The organism is Oceanobacillus timonensis (assembly GCF_900166635.1).
Lineage (GTDB): Bacteria > Bacillota > Bacilli > Bacillales > Amphibacillaceae > Oceanobacillus > Oceanobacillus timonensis.
In genome coordinates this window covers 184,198-199,907 of record NZ_LT800497.1, presented here as the reverse complement: position 1 = coordinate 199,907, position 15,710 = coordinate 184,198, and the positions used below count along the sequence as shown (strand labels likewise).

The 15,710-nt window shown below is 34.6% G+C and carries 13 protein-coding genes and 1 pseudogene; 5 read left to right on the top strand and 9 right to left on the bottom strand.

Translation table 11 applies throughout. The annotated features are described in order from the left end of the window. Positions 1-111: 111 nt before the first annotated feature. The 5 genes from B7E05_RS01400 to B7E05_RS01380 all read right to left on the bottom strand — a co-directional run bounded on the left by B7E05_RS01400 (position 112) and on the right by B7E05_RS01380 (position 5,154). Positions 112-786, bottom strand: coding sequence for an LrgB family protein (locus tag B7E05_RS01400; protein ID WP_080871963.1), 675 nt, complete (start codon positions 784-786; stop codon positions 112-114). Further along, a complete protein-coding gene (locus tag B7E05_RS01395) occupies positions 783-1,151 on the bottom strand; it encodes a CidA/LrgA family protein (RefSeq protein WP_080871962.1) in 369 nt (122 codons plus the stop codon). The genes B7E05_RS01400 and B7E05_RS01395 overlap by 4 nt, the downstream gene beginning before the upstream one ends. Positions 1,152-1,412: 261 nt before the next feature. Then, the gene (locus B7E05_RS01390; protein WP_080871961.1) at positions 1,413-2,294 is read right to left on the bottom strand and encodes a LysR family transcriptional regulator; all 882 of its coding nucleotides are present in this window, start codon (positions 2,292-2,294) and stop codon (positions 1,413-1,415) included. A gap of 264 nt (positions 2,295-2,558) precedes the next feature. Further along, a complete protein-coding gene (locus B7E05_RS01385; protein ID WP_080871960.1) occupies positions 2,559-4,253 on the bottom strand; it encodes a methyl-accepting chemotaxis protein in 1,695 nt (564 codons plus the stop codon). A 658-nt stretch (positions 4,254-4,911) separates the two neighbouring features. After that, positions 4,912-5,154 carry a hypothetical protein gene (locus B7E05_RS01380; protein WP_080871959.1) on the bottom strand — a complete coding sequence of 81 codons (243 nt, stop codon included), beginning with the start codon at positions 5,152-5,154 and terminating at the stop codon, positions 4,912-4,914. 109 nt (positions 5,155-5,263) lie between these two features. Between B7E05_RS01380 and B7E05_RS01375 the strand changes: the two genes are divergently transcribed. Then, positions 5,264-5,485 carry a helix-turn-helix domain-containing protein gene (locus B7E05_RS01375; RefSeq protein WP_080871958.1) on the top strand — a complete coding sequence of 74 codons (222 nt, stop codon included), beginning with the start codon at positions 5,264-5,266 and terminating at the stop codon, positions 5,483-5,485. A gap of 155 nt (positions 5,486-5,640) precedes the next feature. On the opposite strand, the gene dcm is transcribed toward B7E05_RS01375, so the two are convergent. Then, entirely contained in the window at positions 5,641-6,897 is a 1,257-nt protein-coding gene (gene dcm, locus B7E05_RS01370) for a DNA (cytosine-5-)-methyltransferase (protein WP_080871957.1), read from the bottom strand. 137 nt (positions 6,898-7,034) lie between these two features. On the opposite strand from dcm, the gene B7E05_RS01365 reads away from it, so the two are divergent. The 3 genes and pseudogenes from B7E05_RS01365 to B7E05_RS22325 form a co-directional block, all read left to right on the top strand. Next, positions 7,035-8,423 carry a Sau3AI family type II restriction endonuclease gene (locus B7E05_RS01365; RefSeq protein ID WP_080871956.1) on the top strand — a complete coding sequence of 463 codons (1,389 nt, stop codon included), beginning with the start codon at positions 7,035-7,037 and terminating at the stop codon, positions 8,421-8,423. A 224-nt stretch (positions 8,424-8,647) separates the two neighbouring features. Continuing rightward, positions 8,648-10,117, top strand: a complete 1,470-nt coding sequence (locus B7E05_RS01360; RefSeq protein ID WP_080871955.1) for a MutH/Sau3AI family endonuclease — start codon at positions 8,648-8,650, stop codon at positions 10,115-10,117. Positions 10,118-10,141: 24 nt separating this feature from the next. After that, positions 10,142-10,573 (top strand): annotated as a pseudogene (locus B7E05_RS22325) (IS630 family transposase); the annotation flags it as partial. Positions 10,574-11,108: 535 nt separating this feature from the next. Here B7E05_RS22325 and B7E05_RS01350 read toward each other — a convergent pair. After that, positions 11,109-12,746, bottom strand: a complete 1,638-nt coding sequence (locus tag B7E05_RS01350) for an AIPR family protein (RefSeq protein WP_080871954.1) — start codon at positions 12,744-12,746, stop codon at positions 11,109-11,111. Positions 12,747-13,005: 259 nt separating this feature from the next. Next, positions 13,006-13,788: an adenylate/guanylate cyclase domain-containing protein gene (locus B7E05_RS01345; RefSeq protein ID WP_080871953.1), complete on the bottom strand. Its 783-nt coding sequence runs from the start codon at positions 13,786-13,788 to the stop codon at positions 13,006-13,008. Between the two features lie 75 nt (positions 13,789-13,863). Between B7E05_RS01345 and B7E05_RS01340 the strand changes: the two genes are divergently transcribed. Next, positions 13,864-14,364: a Pycsar system effector family protein gene (locus B7E05_RS01340; protein ID WP_080871952.1), complete on the top strand. Its 501-nt coding sequence runs from the start codon at positions 13,864-13,866 to the stop codon at positions 14,362-14,364. A 192-nt stretch (positions 14,365-14,556) separates the two neighbouring features. On the opposite strand, the gene B7E05_RS01335 is transcribed toward B7E05_RS01340, so the two are convergent. Beyond that, on the bottom strand, positions 14,557-15,693 hold the full coding sequence (locus B7E05_RS01335) for an ArgE/DapE family deacylase (RefSeq protein ID WP_080871951.1): 1,137 nt from the start codon (positions 15,691-15,693) through the stop codon (positions 14,557-14,559). Positions 15,694-15,710 lie beyond the last annotated feature (17 nt).

Genomic DNA, 15,710 nt, shown 5'->3' with positions numbered 1-15,710 from the left:
AATTGTTTAGAAGGGTAAATGCTGCTTACATATACAAAATGGAATGCGTATAAATAACGGTTAGACCATTTTATTACTCGTAGAGGCTTTAATAAAAAACGTCCCGAAATTTTAAATAAAGGACGTTAACACCGAACCCCAAACCAATGTAAAGAGAGCCGCAAAAATCATCGCTAAGGACGAAAAGACGGATTCCTGTTTTCCATATTCCAATGCTTTATTCGTACCGACACCATGCGCTCCCATTCCTAAGGCTAATCCTTTGGCAATCGGCGTTTTGATAGACAGCCATTTCAGTACATTGGGGCCTACCATTCCTCCCACAATCCCTGTAATAATCACAAAAACGGTCGTTAAAGTCGGCAAACCGCCAATTTCTTTTGATACCTCCATGGCAATCGGTGTAGTAATCGATCGTGGAAGAATGGAAACAATAAAATCATCACTCAAGTGAATCAATTTAGATAACAAGAATGTGGAAACCATTGCCATCAGTGTTCCAGCCATAATACTAATTAGAATGGTTTTCATATATTTTTTTATAATTGGCAAGTTCTTATAAATAGGCACCGCAAAAGCCACTGTCGCCGGTGCAAGCATATGTGATAAGAATTTGGACCCCTGCATATAATCATTGGCAGACACATGCATGATGGAAATAACTGCTATTAATAATATTGGCGCTAATAACAGCGGGTGGAAGAGCGCAAAGTTCATCTTGTTATAAATTCTTTTTGAAAGAACATAAATCAAATACGTTATCACCGTAAACAATATGATAATCAATGCGATTCCCCCTCCTTCTTCACTGATATTCTTTCAGCAGTCCAAGCAGTCAAGCCCATCACAATCATCGTGCTAATCACAATCAAAACAACAATTCCTATCCCTTGGATACTGAAAATCTCTTCGTAATTGATGATTCCCACAGCAGAAGGAACAAAGAACAACAGCAATTCTGCCATTAACCATTTCGCACCTTGGTCGACCCACTCTAACTTGATAACATGACAGCACAATGCCACGAACAATATAAATAATCCAAACATAGAGGCTGGAATCGGCAATGGGATAAAATATTTTAACACTGCTCCCAGGAGCAGAAAGACATGTAAAAAACAAATTTGTAAAATAACCTTGATAACTTTCACAGGCTTTCCCTTCTTCTATACGTAATATAAAACGAAACTTCATTCAGTGGGAGTTTTCGCCCTTCTCCCACTGAATGATTAGTTGAGTGATTCAGGGAGTTAGCGCCCGTTATCTCCCGCCTAAATAAATTTATTTTCGCTCTTTATTTTGAGGTGGGAATTTTACGGGCGGTTCTCCGTGATAAAACATCTGCTTTCTATATTACGCCGTACGAATCCATTCGTAAAATACATATTAATTATCATTTTCATAACTCAAAGTTATAATGAATCCGTTAAAATAAAATCAATAAACTTTCTTCCCGCATTGGAAATATATTTCCCTTTTTTCGTAATAACAGCAAGTTTCCACATAATCGTCGGTTCAAAGTCGAGAATTTTAATATCCTTTGTAAACAAACGGTTGCAGATGGACTCTGGCAATATCGTTACCCCAAAATTTGCAGCAACCATCTCAGACATTAAATCCCACTGCATGCTCTTAAATAAGATTTTCGGTTCAAAACCCGCTATCGTAAAGAAATGATTTCGTACAATTTGATTTAAAGCAAAATCCTCATGATAAAAAATAAATTCTTCATCCCTTAAATCCTTTACATTTACTTTTGTATAAGAAGCCAGCGGATGATCCTTATGAACAATCAGCTTCATTTTCTCCTTCACAATCGGATAAATATTAAAGACGCGCTCATCTAAAGGAAGTACTGCCACACCTAGCTCAAACTCCCCCTCTTCCACACTTTTAACAACCCTGGCGCCTCCATATTCCGTGATATCTAATGTGATATTCGGATAACTACGATGAAAATTCTTCATTACTTCCGGGAAAAACAGGCTGCCGATAAAAGGAGGAAGGCCAATATTCAGCTCCCCTGCCGATAAATTCGTCAAATCACTTACTGTTAATGTCATTTCATCTACCAAGTTGTTTATTTTTTGCGTGTATTCCAATACCGTTTTGCCAGCATCGGTTAAGTCTATGGTTTTGTTTGTCCGGATAATCAGCGGGGTTCCCAGTTCTTCTTCTAAGGATTTGATGGACTTGCTTAGGGCCGGTTGGGAAATGTGTATTTGTTCGGCGGCTTTGGTGATGCTTTTTTGATTTGCTACTTCTTTGAAATAAGTTAGTTGTTTGAGTTCCATGGGCTCACCTCTTTGTTTTAGCTATAATTAATATAGCATTATTTTAGGGGTTCATACTATTATACTGAATCAGCTTAATGACTAACTGACAAGGGGGATTCTAAAAGATGCTAAATCGCAATATAAAAAGGAATCACAGGGAATTGCTCTCACCCCCTGTAACACCTTTAATTGAAAAGTTGTTTATCAGCTTTATACGCAACTTCTCTACAAAATCTCTTTATTTTCTCATTTAGGTAAATAAGATACTTCCAAACCCATCACCTAAAGCTTAAACCGTCTTACCAAACCATTTAACTCTTCCGCAAGCTTCGATAATTGCTCCGAACTTCCTGCTACCTCATCCATTGCACCGCTTGTTTGCTGTGTAGAAGCAGATGTCTGCTCAACTCCTGCAGCTGCTTCTTCGGAAATGGACGCTATTTCTCCAATTGATTCATTCATTTCCTGGGTATTTGTAGCAATATCAGCTAAGTTACCAGATACCAGATCAATATTTTCTGCCATTTTTGATATGGATGCGTTGATTTCATTAAAGGTTTCTCCAGTTGTCATGATTTGTTTCGTCCCCTGCTCGACTTCGGTATAACCGCCTTTCAATGATTCTACAACGGCACTTGTTTCACTCTGAATATTCGTTACGATACCTGTGATATCCGTGACGGAAACAGCTACTTGTTCCGCAAGCTTCTTCACTTCATCTGCCACCACAGCGAAGCCTTTTCCATGCTCCCCTGCCCTTGCTGCTTCAATGGCTGCATTTAACGAAAGCAGATTCGTCTGGTCTGCAATATCTTTAATCATAGAAACAAGGTTTGAAATTTGCTGAGATTGTTCATCTAATCCCTCTACCTTTGCAACCGTTCCTTGAACAATCCGGTCAATTTTAGACATTTGATCTGTTGTAGCTGTCATTGCTTCGCTACCTTTATGTGTCATTCCCAACACTTCATTTGAATACTCCTGAACGCGTTCGCCATTGTCATTCACTTCTTGTACTTTAGCGGAAAAAGTACCCATTATCGACGCTAAATCACTAGCACTATTCGCCTGTGTTTCGGAACCTGTTGCCAATTCCTGCATGGTGACGGCTACCTGATCCGAACCAGATTTCACTTCATTGGCCGCCTGCGTTAATTCTTCACTTTGATTGGTAACTGTTTCGGATACCGTATTTATTTGTGTCAGTAAATCACGTGTATTGGTTGCCATTTCGTTGGCGGCATTAACCAGCTGTCCAACTTCATCTCTGGAATGGGTTTGTAAGTCCCCTTGACTTAAATCGCCACTTGCAATAAGCTTCATTCGTTCCATCACAGTTTTAATCGGCTTTGAAATGATTCCCGCCGTAATAAGTGCTGCTGTAATGCTAAGAATAACAATCAAAATGGATGCAATAATCACAATGGTTAATGTTTGCTCTCCATTATCAATAATCCCTTCCCCATGCTGGTTTATTTCTTCTTCCGAACTCGCTGCCAGTTCCTCATATCCTGTCATGATTTCACGGACGATTGGAGTCAATTCATTAAGATTCTCTACGGCTGTATCTTGATCGCCGCTCTCATACACCGCAAATACATCATCAGCAATGGCCGTTCGCCACTCGACGGTTTCGTTAATCAAAACGTCAAATTCTGCCGTAACACCGACACTTCTTGCTAATTCTTCAAATTCGGTTCCTTGCTCTGTATATTCTTCAAAGCGGTCCTTCATCGTACTGTCTCCGCTTAATATATAACCACGGGCTGTTGATATCCGGTTGGCCATTGTTGTTTCCATACCCTTGTTTGCAATTAATTGCTGAAGATCGTTTTCAATTATATTGGTTGTATCCTGATTGACCTGTTTAATAGCTGTATAATTATATACACCTAATATAATCACTAATAAAATAACCACCGAAAATGCAGCTATTACTTTGCTTTTGATGCTTTTGAAATTAAATATCTTTTCCATTGTTTTCTCCTTCTGTATATAAAAAATGGAACACTACGCGGTTATCTTCAAGCTGTACACTGGAGATTCTATTTATTTTTCTGATTGAGTAAGGGCAATTTTATTTTTAAAATTGCTGAGTCAGAACTTAATGATTTGTCTCGTGTGAAGATGTGCGGTTTGTATACGTTTATAGCGTGGAGACTATGGTTGTATGCAAGCCAAGAGAGGCGATAGTGCATGTGGTTTATATCGGCTTGATTGGCTATGTTTTGAAGGAAAAGGAAGAAGTTGATAGAATTTGGGAAAAAGATATCGGTAAAGATAGTTGTAGAATGAGGTAATTAAAGAATATCAATCCTGAATTATTTCATAAGAATATCTAAATAGCCAGTAATCCTTTATCTATAAAGTTCCCTTGGAATATATGGTCTGCATTAGTTAAATATAAAAAGAACCCAATTGCTGATGCGGTTAATGTATAACTAAATAACCGCATCAGCAATTGGGTTCTCATAATACTACTTGGAATCCCTCCTACCTCGTTATGAGTACGCGGGATTCCAGGTTACAGGGATAGTCATTCAACTGAACTATTATATAGGTAAAATAATTGTTATGAGTGCTTACTGTATAAAGGATTTTCTTGATATTTAACAAATAAAAACAGAGCAGATTCTTAATTTCTGTGTCCAAAGGATATTCCATCTAATTTGCCAATACAATACGTAGTTCCTTCTTGTTCTTTTTCTAATAAATTAATAAGTTTAATTAATTCAAGAATAGCATGGTCGACGGTATATTGCTCATCAGAAATTAAACCATACGTGACCGAGACTAACCTTTCCTGCATTTCAGCAATATATAATTTGTGATTTAATTCTTCTATTAATATCTCTTTTATCTCTGGTTCAATAATCATGAAATCTCTCCTTTTTATCAAGATTAATTTGTACCTTTATAGGTACACTATTAATGCAATTATACTGTACGCTTTAAAGTACAGTCAATACAAAAGGAGAGATTTAGCATTGAAAAAAGTACATTTGCAACTGAACCAATTGCTCCATCAACATGATTTATCGATTACACAATTGCATATAAAAACTGGGATTCGTCGGGCAACACTTAGTGAGCTTGCAAGCGGCAAGCGTCAGCGAATCCAATTAGAACACATAGATAAAATCGTGAATGCCCTAAATATTAAAGATATAAATGAATTATTCCGTATTGAAGAAGATGATGAATTATAAATATCTTATAACAGCACATGGTTAATGATAATCATCCATTTTCTATTTTTATAATTATTTGAAGCCGAAGAAACTATCTGTTAACGAAAGGGGCTGTTGCATAATCAGTTACTACCTGTTTATGCAACAGCCCCTTTTGTATAACTTTATTCACATTAATAACCAAACAAACTCATTTGTTGTGGTTCAACTTTCAATTGTTTAATTTCTTCTTGTTCAATTTCATTAATACGTTGACCCATTCTTTTAATTAAACCTACAACTAACGCATTTCCCATACAAAAATAACGCATTCTATCAGCCATGCCTTCTGTCCAATTATCAGGGAAACCATTAAGACGTTCACATTCTACAGGTGTCAAGAATCTTAACCTCTGCGTTAATGGATCTTCAACAACATGTGTACTGCGATTATTTGTTCCTTCGCTGGTCAGCATCGTTCTTCCAGGTTTATCAAGAGCATCTGGAAAAGCCATCCCACCTTCTGAAAAGAAATAACTATGCCCTGTTGCTGATGTTCTTTCAATTCGCTTGGGTCCTTTAAGATAACGAAACTTTTCAATAGATTTCTCACTTAAATAGTATTTTTCTTCTACATCGGACTGTAAAATGCTGCCCAATGAAATGAAAGGCTCTGTTCTAGAGATAACCTCTTCGGTATATACCAATCCGTCTTTCATAATCCCTGCATTTAAATACTTTTGCGAAAACTCATCAGATACTTCCAATAAATTTTTCGGTAATTTAAATTCTCTAGGCGGATGTCTCTCTACAAAGTTTTCTTCTACCGGGAATGCTGGAGCAAAAAAACCATCATTATGAATAATACTCGGATTTGTTTCTTCGAATAGTTTTTTATAATATGCTGTACTATTATGCACTGCGAATATAAATACTCTTCTTCTCCTTTGAGCCTGCCCATAATCCGCGGCATTAATTACTCTCCACTCTACCGAATAGTTTAAATCCCGAAGACTTGCCAGCATAACAGAAAAGTCTCTTCCCCTCTGTTTAGAAGGAGATTTAAGTAGACGATCAACATTCTCTAGAAGTAAATATTTAGGTTGAATTTCTTTAACCATTCTTGTGATATCCCAAAATAAAACTCCTTTTTTTCCTTCCAAGCCTTTTTCACCGGATAGACTACGTGCCACAGAATAATCCTGACAAGGAAAACCGCCTACAATTAAATTTATATCATTATTAATAAATTGTTTTTCATCTACATCAGCAATATCTACATTGGAGTGATTACCTTTATCTTTGAACTGCTTAGCATAACAATTAAAAGCATCTTGACTCTTTTTAGAAGGTTCCCATTGGTTCCCCCATACAACTTCAAAATCTTCCGTTTGCTCCAGTCCAAGTCGAAACCCGCCAACTCCAGCAAAGAGTTCCATAATTTTCAACATGCTATACACCCTTTCGGTATTCATTATACCTAATAACAATTATAATAAAAAGTAAGATGAAGATCAACATGTTATTAAGATTTATTGTAATTATATCATAAAATACGAACTAATGTTCTTTTTGAGGTGAAAAAGTTATGATTTACGAAACAGAAGAAGAATTATTAGAAAAAGCTCTTGCTGCAGAAGGAAGTAGTTTTGAAGAATTAGATAAAAAGGGAAGGTTAAATAATGCTCGATCAAAAGGTGGGTTAGGGCATATCATCGAGGAAAGTTATTTTGGTTATGAAGTAAACTCTAATGCAGCACCAGATTTTGAAGAATTAGGCATCGAATTGAAGGTTACACCGTTTAAAATTAATAAAAATGGAACGGTATCTTCCAAAGAAAGATTAGTGCTTAATATCATTAATTATATGGAGGAAGTTCATTGTAATTTTTTTACGTCTAGTTTTTGGAATAAAAATCAAAAATTACTTTTAATGCTCTATGAATGGATACCTAATGTAGAACGGAAAGATTATCAAATTTATAAAAGCTTTCTTTATACTTTTCCAGAAGCTGATTTAGAAATTATAAAACAAGATTGGGAAATTATTATAAATAAAATTAAATCCGGAAAAGCCCATGAATTGTCTGAAGGGGATACTAACTATTTAGGGGCATGCCCAAAAGGAGCAAATAAAAAATCATTAAGGAACCAACCCTACTCAGAAACCCCTGCTATGCAACGCGCATATGCCTTAAAACAAAGTTATATGACTGCATTATATCGAAAAATTATTAAAAAAGAAGAATTGGTATCTTTTACAAAGAAAGAAGAACTGCATAAGTTAAGTTTTGAGAAGATTTTAGAAAATCGCTTTAATGATTATATCGGAATGTCTGATGTACAAATTGCTGACACATTAGGTATTGAATATAATCGGAAGGCTAAATCATCCATCGCTCTGCTCATAAGTGCCCTCTTAGGTATTAAAGGCACTCGTTTAGATAAGATAGAAGAGTTCTCCAAAGCTAATATCCAGTTTAAAACTATCCGATTAGAGCCTGATGGTTTACCTCGCGAGCATATGTCATTTGAAAATATTCGCTTTGATGAATGGGTGAATGAGAAATGGGAAGATAGTGCTGTGCGGGAGAAATTTATGACAACAAAGTTTTTATTTGTTGTATTTCAATTTAATGAAACTAAAAATGAAAATCCAGATAGACTCCCATATTTAAGGGGAATCCAATTATGGAATATGCCTTTGCAAATTATCGATAATGAAGTAAAAGGTATATACGATGAAGTTAATAGATTAATGCAAGCTGGTCTAGATTTAAAAGTGAAAAAATATGGAAAAACAACAAGACAAGAGAATAACTTCCCTAAAGCTAATTTTAATGGCGTTGCACATGTCCGACCAAAGGCTAAAGATGGTAAAGATACTGTAACCCTCCCTACTGGTCAAGTTGTTACAAAACAGTGTTTATGGCTGAATCGGGAATTTGTTGCTGGGATATTGGATAGGAAGGAATAGCAATAATAATATATTCTATTTAAAGAGCCCTTACAATTGGTTTTAAGAATAATTATATAAAGTTATGTATCACTGCTTTGTTAGTCAGAGCTAGGTATCATTTATTATTTAAAATATTATCTAGCTTTGCATACATAGGCTTGCGGCTATAAAACACAACTTATTCCAAATATTTTCATAAAAAAGCTTTCACATAATTAAAGTAAATAAGGAGTGCACTCATCATGGAACCTCATAAATTTACCCGAAAAGAATTAGATAAAATCTTCAACAATGTTGTTGGTAAAACGCTTGGAGAAGCTGATACAAAAAATGTTTTTGCCCGTACTATTACTCATCCCAAAATAACGGGGATTGCAGGGGATGTAATCGAACAATCTGTTTTAGGCTATCCGGCAAACCAAGCTAAGAATCCTGATCTAACTGTGGACGATATTGACATAGAATTAAAAACAACAGGGCTTCGCAAACCGAAAAAGAAAAAGGATTTATTTTTTGAGGCAAAAGAACCTATGACAATTACTGCCGTCTCTCCTCATTCCATTACAAATGAAGAGTTTGAAACATCTAATTTCTGGCATAAGTTAGAACATTTATTATTGGTCTATTATCACTATGATTCTTCAAAAACAGTATCAGCTGCAGAATATGCAGATTTTATTATCGAAGGTTTTCATTTCCATGAATTTTCTAGCGAAGACAAGGAAATTCTGAAGAAGGACTGGCTTATTGTACGAGATTTTATTCAATACTTGAAAGATACATATGAAAATCCAGAAGATGAATATGCTCGTATTTCTTCAGATTTAAAGAAAACACTAATGCTTATAGATACTGCTCCTAAATGGCCGCATCGACCACGTTTTAGATTAAAAAGAACAACCGTTTCCACGATAGCACAAAAACACTTTGGTGCTAAATTTGAGAAATTAGATGAAACGTATACGTCACTTGGAGAGCTTGATAATAAATTACATCTTCTTTCCAATCAATATAAAAATAAAACTGTTCAAGAATTAATGGATATATTAGGTATCACTAAGAAACTTAATAAAAAAGGAGATGTTAACAAAGGTATTAGTGAGCAAATTATCGTTAAAATGTTTGGAGGAAAAGCAAAGAAATTAAATAAAATTGATTTATTTAGTAAAATTGGAATCATTCCCAAAACAATTGTTCAAACAACGAAAGGTTCACGAACAGAGGATATGAAATTATTCCCTATTGATTTTGAAGAGTGGACAAATCCGAATACTCCTTTTGAAGACTCTTTTGTGTATAACTATTTTAATCAACAATTTCTTTGCATTATTTTTGAAGAACCTTCGCCAGAGGCAAAATTATTAGATAATAAATTTATTGGGTTTAAACGTATGGCAATTGATGAAAGTATTGTAGAAAACGAAATTAGAAGTATCTGGGAGGAAATCAGAGATTTAATTAATAGTAATAAACTTGAGGAAGTACCCGTTCTGGATAAAAATCAAAAACAACGGTTTACTCCAAAAACTAAAAAACCAATGTCGGCTCTTAATTTTCCAAAAGCAAAACACAATAACTTTTTTCTACGCGGAAGTGGTGAAGATGCTTCAAAAAAGACATTTTCGCTAAATGGAATTCAAATGTATAAACAAAATGTTTGGATGAGAGGTAAATTTATTATATCTATGCTTGAGGATGTTGATTTTATTTAGATTATTTTATGGGGCTTATAATGAATCATCCCAACACATGGACAACACAAGGGTGTAAAACTGGTTGGCACATTGAACTATGAAACAGGTGAAATATTCTGCATCGAAGAAGAAAAGTTCGATGCAGCTGCTTTTCTAAAATTTCCAACTGCGACACTCGAACATTATCCTGTCAGTAAAATCGTTATGATATTAGACAATGCCCGGATTCTCCATGCCAAACTCCTTCGCCCATTTTTGGATCAACACAAAGACCGGCTGGACCTTGTATACTTACTGCCCTACAGCCCAGAGCTCAACCTCATTGAAGGTTTATGTAAATGACTGAAAGAATCTGTCATTAACAATGTCTTTTTTCCAGAGGTCCGAAAAATTGCGCTCAAGGTCAGAGAATTTATTGGTGATATTAATCAGTACAAGGATACTATTATCGACCGGATTTGTGTTAGGATGTAAGTTAAATGATTATTTCTCATAAAGAAGTCCACCAATATTCATGACGAGTCCATCGGGTTTTGCGATTAAGATTATTGTAACTCAATAGGAATATGCACTTGAGGTCCACCGTTTCATACTTCAAGTCCACTAATCATCTGGAATAGAATAACTTGCCTTTTTCAAGCCAAGTATAGGTTAACACCGCCACCATCCTTTACCATTGTTTGTGCCCATGGTAGTGAAGTCATGAGAATGGGAAAAGTCAAGCCTATAAGGCTCCATTCGCTTTAATAGCGTACCATGGTCAATCAATTCTAAGTTCCGCTGGCGGGACTCCGTCCCCTTCCAGCGATCACTAAGAATTGGCACAATGGTAAAGGACAAGCAGCTGCCGCTGTGGTTGAAAATTGCTTCCCGCTAGAGAAGATTAATCATTATTGCCATAAGCGGATCTCAATTGGATATTAGTGGACTTGTATTGACCAGAAGACCCATCTTCATGTATTCATAGACTTATTAACGTGAAATAATCAGTTAAAATCATAAATTCAACTTATATAAATGGTTTTACAATAAATTCATCATTTATTATTGTTTCAATTAAATTTGTACCTTTAGCTACTTTATTATTGCCTCCAAGTTGTTTATATTTTTCGTAAACATATTCGGCACAAGTTTTAATTTTTTCATCAGTAATATCATCTAACCTAAAATTCGCTAGTTGTTTGAGCGTAATTTCTGCTGACCCAGTAATTTTCGCTGAACAAACATACATGACATAAAAAGAAATATCTGACTGTTCACTAATAGAATAAACACCCAGACTATTTATAAAGCTTTTCACTCTTTTTCCAATTACCGCAGCATTATAATAACTGTCTAAAATTTTATTGTTTAAATATAATTTGGTATATGTTTCTTCATCATTTAAAAGTGTAGAAGGTCGCGCTCTAGCATAATTAGGTTTTTTCAAGATAATAGACATTAAACTTTGAGCTAAGAAAGGAATACTAATTATTTTATCTTTAGGTTTACCTTCGTTCTTATAGAAGTTTTTCCTTCTATCATAAAATAGCCCCTTGGTTTTCATATAATTCTCAATCTCTCTATGAATACTATCCGTACCTCTCAATATTGCTTTCGGAATTGTTGTCTGGCTGTTTGTAGCCAAAATAATATTATCTCTTGAAGCATCAGTATCAGGAACGATTATCCTTAATAAAACTTTTCTACTTTCTTTTCTACCTTCTTTTTTTGCATTGTTAAAATAATTATATAACTCAGTTGAAGTTTGCAATCCGTTTACTATTTCTGGATTCTTTATTTCAAAAACTTTAGTGGACTTTTGATCAATTTCGCTAGCCAACATTGTTATTCCATTATTTAACCACCAAAAATCTTCTTTATAATCCGTTTGTCTTAATGTAGCAGCAATTTCCTTATTAACAGTTATACTACCTTGATAATCTCGAACATTGGATTCAAAAATATGTTTGATTAACTTCTCATTTTCATTCGTTATAAAATCAAAATACTGATTAAGATTAGCTAATACAATATATTCTTTTTCCTCTTGCACTATGATAGGTGTCTCAGAAACATGCAATACAAAATCTGTTTTAGAAGGAGCATCATATAATTTTAAAATTTTCTGAGCATCAATATACTCTACATTAACATCAGTATTTGGACTTGGAAATAAACCTTTAAGTTTACCCATTAACTCTTCTGCCTGCTGTTTTACATTAAGATGTACCTCATTCCCTAAGCTTACATAAATGAATTTAAAATTTACTATAGGTGACTTAGTTATTAAATTTAAAAATGTCTTGTGAAATCTTTCAAAGAACTCTATCACATCACTATTGTATCGTTTTGAAAAATCATTGCCTTGAAACGACTCTGTTGAGAAAAGATTATCAACAATACTTTTCCATTTATTAAAAACATCTTCTCTAAAGGATGTTTCAAATTTCGATTGTATTATGTATAAATCTAATTTAGGATTCCTTTTGATATTTTCTAATGGTGTATCGTCGAAAATCAATTCTTCATTTACAAATAAATAAAGCCCATCACAACCACCATCATTTCCACTACCAACAATACCTTTTTCAAGTTCTTCGTCACTTAAATCAAAAGTTTTTAAAATTAAACTTGCAGAAAAAACCTCAAAATAGTCATGTAGCATTCTATTTGAATTTTGAGTTGTCCATTTTGATTTCTTCCCGCTTATCTAATAAACTTTCTTCAAAACTCTTTTTAATTAATTCTCTTGATATTAACTGAGAGTTGTCCATTTTAGTTTCCATATTTATAAGCCCTCCATAATTTTGAATTTAAAGGAAATCATATCGAAAGAACTCGATTATGATTATATAATCCACCTTTTTTACATTAACTGCACTTACTTATGGTACGGTTCTCCGTGGTGTAGCTAAGTGAGGTTTTCAAGAGTTTTCTTTACACCACTCATTCATACTTATACGATAAAAGTTTCCAACATAAACTTTATCGTACTTTGAATGGTATTTTTCAGTTAAAAAGTCTTGAAACGTTTTTTGTTCATCTGAATTTGCTATGTAAGTTCCTGCTGAAGTATAAACAGCTTCAGTAACACATATTGCAAAGCAGGGGAAATCCTTATAGGCTAATCCACACATTTTTGAAGCTTTATTTACGACATCTCCCATATATATTAAATCGTTTATTCCACTTCCGCTATATCCAGCTTTAATTGTTAAAGCTCTTCCGTATGCAACTCCGATGCCAGCATTAACCTCTTTAAAATCGCTTCCCCATTTCTTCTTGTACTTAATATTCAATATATCCATCATACCGTTTGACATAGAAGCTGCCTCTAATGCTTGCGTAACAGACGATTTAGCGGGGTCGTTTGCCTCCCCAGAGAATACTGCGGACACACAATCTCCAACAATATTTACTTCCCTACATGTTTCAAAACTATTTACGATTGCTACAATTTCACTTATATACGCTCTATATAACCTTGCTAAAGACTTTGATTTTTTACCTTGAGTTTCAATTAAATCCGAAGAGCCTCTTAAATCTATAAAGAAAGCTGCACACTTAACATATTTGCCATTTTTATAAGTCAAATCTTCTATTTTTGGTATATCGTCTGCCTCACCAAATGTTGTTGAATCATTTAAAATTGAATCAATCCGCTCTAAACTTTTCTCTAATTCAAAACTCTTAATATTTGCCCTCATATTATTTCTTCCTTTCTTTTAAATTATCTTTTATACTAAATATACTTGGACTTAATGTTTTTATGAGGTGACAATATGACCGTAGATAAATACTATAAACAGCTAGATAAAGTTGATTATTGGATTGCGAATGCAGATACTAAGGCATCGTTTGTTCTAGCTTTTTCAGGTGTACTGAGTGGATTTTTATTTAGTGACGAGACGATTGAACAACAAAATGTCGACAATCACACTGATTCTTTTATCAACCTACCTAATACACTACTAACCTTAACTATAATCAGCCTAATCATTACTATCACTTTCTCTTTACTAGTGTTAAGCGCTAGAACTAAAGGGGTTAAACATACTCTCTTTTTTTGGGGTGATATATCTAAATATACCCATTGGAGTTACTACCTTCGTGCTAAGCTTCGTGAAACTGATGATGCATTGGAAAAAGACTTAATATATCAAATATATATTAACTCTAAAATTTGCAATAAAAAGTTTAAAAGATACCGTTTAACACTACGTTTTTTGATTATATCGTTAGTTCTATTTGCAGTACATAAGATTATTACTATCCTTCTATAAAAAAGCTCCATAATTAGTGGAGCTTTTTTACTATTCTACCATTTTCCACCTTACAATAATAGTACAATTATATATCGTCTATGCTTCTAACATGCTGATTCTCTCCAAATACACATCTACATCTATAAAAACCTATTAAAAACACCTTAATTGTTATTAATTAAGGCGTTTATGGCTATTAATTGCTCAAATTTATTTTAAATATTCTTTATAGATTGCTTTGTAATTGTCTATCATTTCTAAATAATTTTTAATGGACACATACTCATCCACCTGATGAGGCAAATCTTCAACCCCAGGACCATAAATAACAACGTCAAACTCATTATCAACCTTAGTAAAAGCAGCCGCATCCGTCGTAGGTGAAATACCATTCACAGGCAATTCTTCCTTGGAAACAGCCTGAATAGCTTTAATCAATTCCGAATCCGGTTTAGACTCTACAGGATATATATCATAATCCACGTTTAATTCTAAATTAAACCCTTCTTTTTCGTTCAACTCATCAACAATACCCTGCAACACTGCCTTCACTTTGCCATTATCAAATTCAGGAATCGTACGAATATTCCCTTGTAATGTTGTCACAGCAGGAATACTGTTAACCTGATCTCCGCCATTAATGATGGTAATAGCATGAGCAGTCTCACCTAATACATCATTTTTATATTTGTTCGTGACTTCTTGCATTTCTGCATTAGCACGTGTCACAAATTCATTCATATTTGCGATGGAGTTAATACCTTCTTTAGGCATGGAACTATGTGCAGATTTTCCACGTGAAACAATGGTATAGTTCATGGAGCCTTTATGCGTGTAAATCAATGCTGGGCCGGTTGGTTCGCCAATAATCAATCCATCCAGATCATCTGCATAACCTTCCTTCGTTAATTGTTCCGCTCCTAATTCACCGACCTCTTCCCCAACTGTTGCCATGAATTTCAATGTACCGTTGATATCTGTGTTTTCTTCTTTGATTTCGATCATAGCGATTGCTAAAGCTGCCAGACCAGATTTCATATCTGTTGAACCCCGTCCGTATAATTTATCCCCATCGATTTCAGCTGAAAACGGCGGGTATTTCCATTCACTTTCATCACCAGCCGCTACCACATCTTCATGTCCGCTGATACCTAATACTTTACCGTTACCTTTTTTGTAAGTGGCTACCAGGCTTTCACGTCCTTCACTATATTTTACTTTCTCAGATTCTATCCCATGTTTTCGGAATAGATTTGCGAAGTAATCCGCTACTTCAGATTCATTGTCGTTTACCGATTTTATTTTTATGATATCTCGTAATACTTTAATACGTTCTTCTTTATTCAATGTATGATTCCCCTTTC

Excerpts from the sequence above, each read along its gene's own strand:
- B7E05_RS01345 (WP_080871953.1), bottom strand. The coding sequence starts at position 13,788 with ATGAGGGCAAATATTAAGAGTTTTGAATTAGAGAAAAGTTTAGAGCGG.
- B7E05_RS01365 (WP_080871956.1), top strand. The coding sequence starts at position 7,035 with ATGATTTACGAAACAGAAGAAGAATTATTAGAAAAAGCTCTTGCTGCA.
- B7E05_RS01380 (WP_080871959.1), bottom strand. The coding sequence starts at position 5,154 with ATGATTATTGAACCAGAGATAAAAGAGATATTAATAGAAGAATTAAAT.
- B7E05_RS01385 (WP_080871960.1), bottom strand. The coding sequence starts at position 4,253 with ATGGAAAAGATATTTAATTTCAAAAGCATCAAAAGCAAAGTAATAGCT.
- B7E05_RS01350 (WP_080871954.1), bottom strand. The coding sequence starts at position 12,746 with ATGCTACATGACTATTTTGAGGTTTTTTCTGCAAGTTTAATTTTAAAA.
- B7E05_RS01360 (WP_080871955.1), top strand. The coding sequence starts at position 8,648 with ATGGAACCTCATAAATTTACCCGAAAAGAATTAGATAAAATCTTCAAC.
- B7E05_RS01390 (WP_080871961.1), bottom strand. The coding sequence starts at position 2,294 with ATGGAACTCAAACAACTAACTTATTTCAAAGAAGTAGCAAATCAAAAA.
- B7E05_RS01340 (WP_080871952.1), top strand. The coding sequence starts at position 13,864 with ATGACCGTAGATAAATACTATAAACAGCTAGATAAAGTTGATTATTGG.
- dcm (WP_080871957.1), bottom strand. The coding sequence starts at position 6,897 with ATGTTGAAAATTATGGAACTCTTTGCTGGAGTTGGCGGGTTTCGACTT.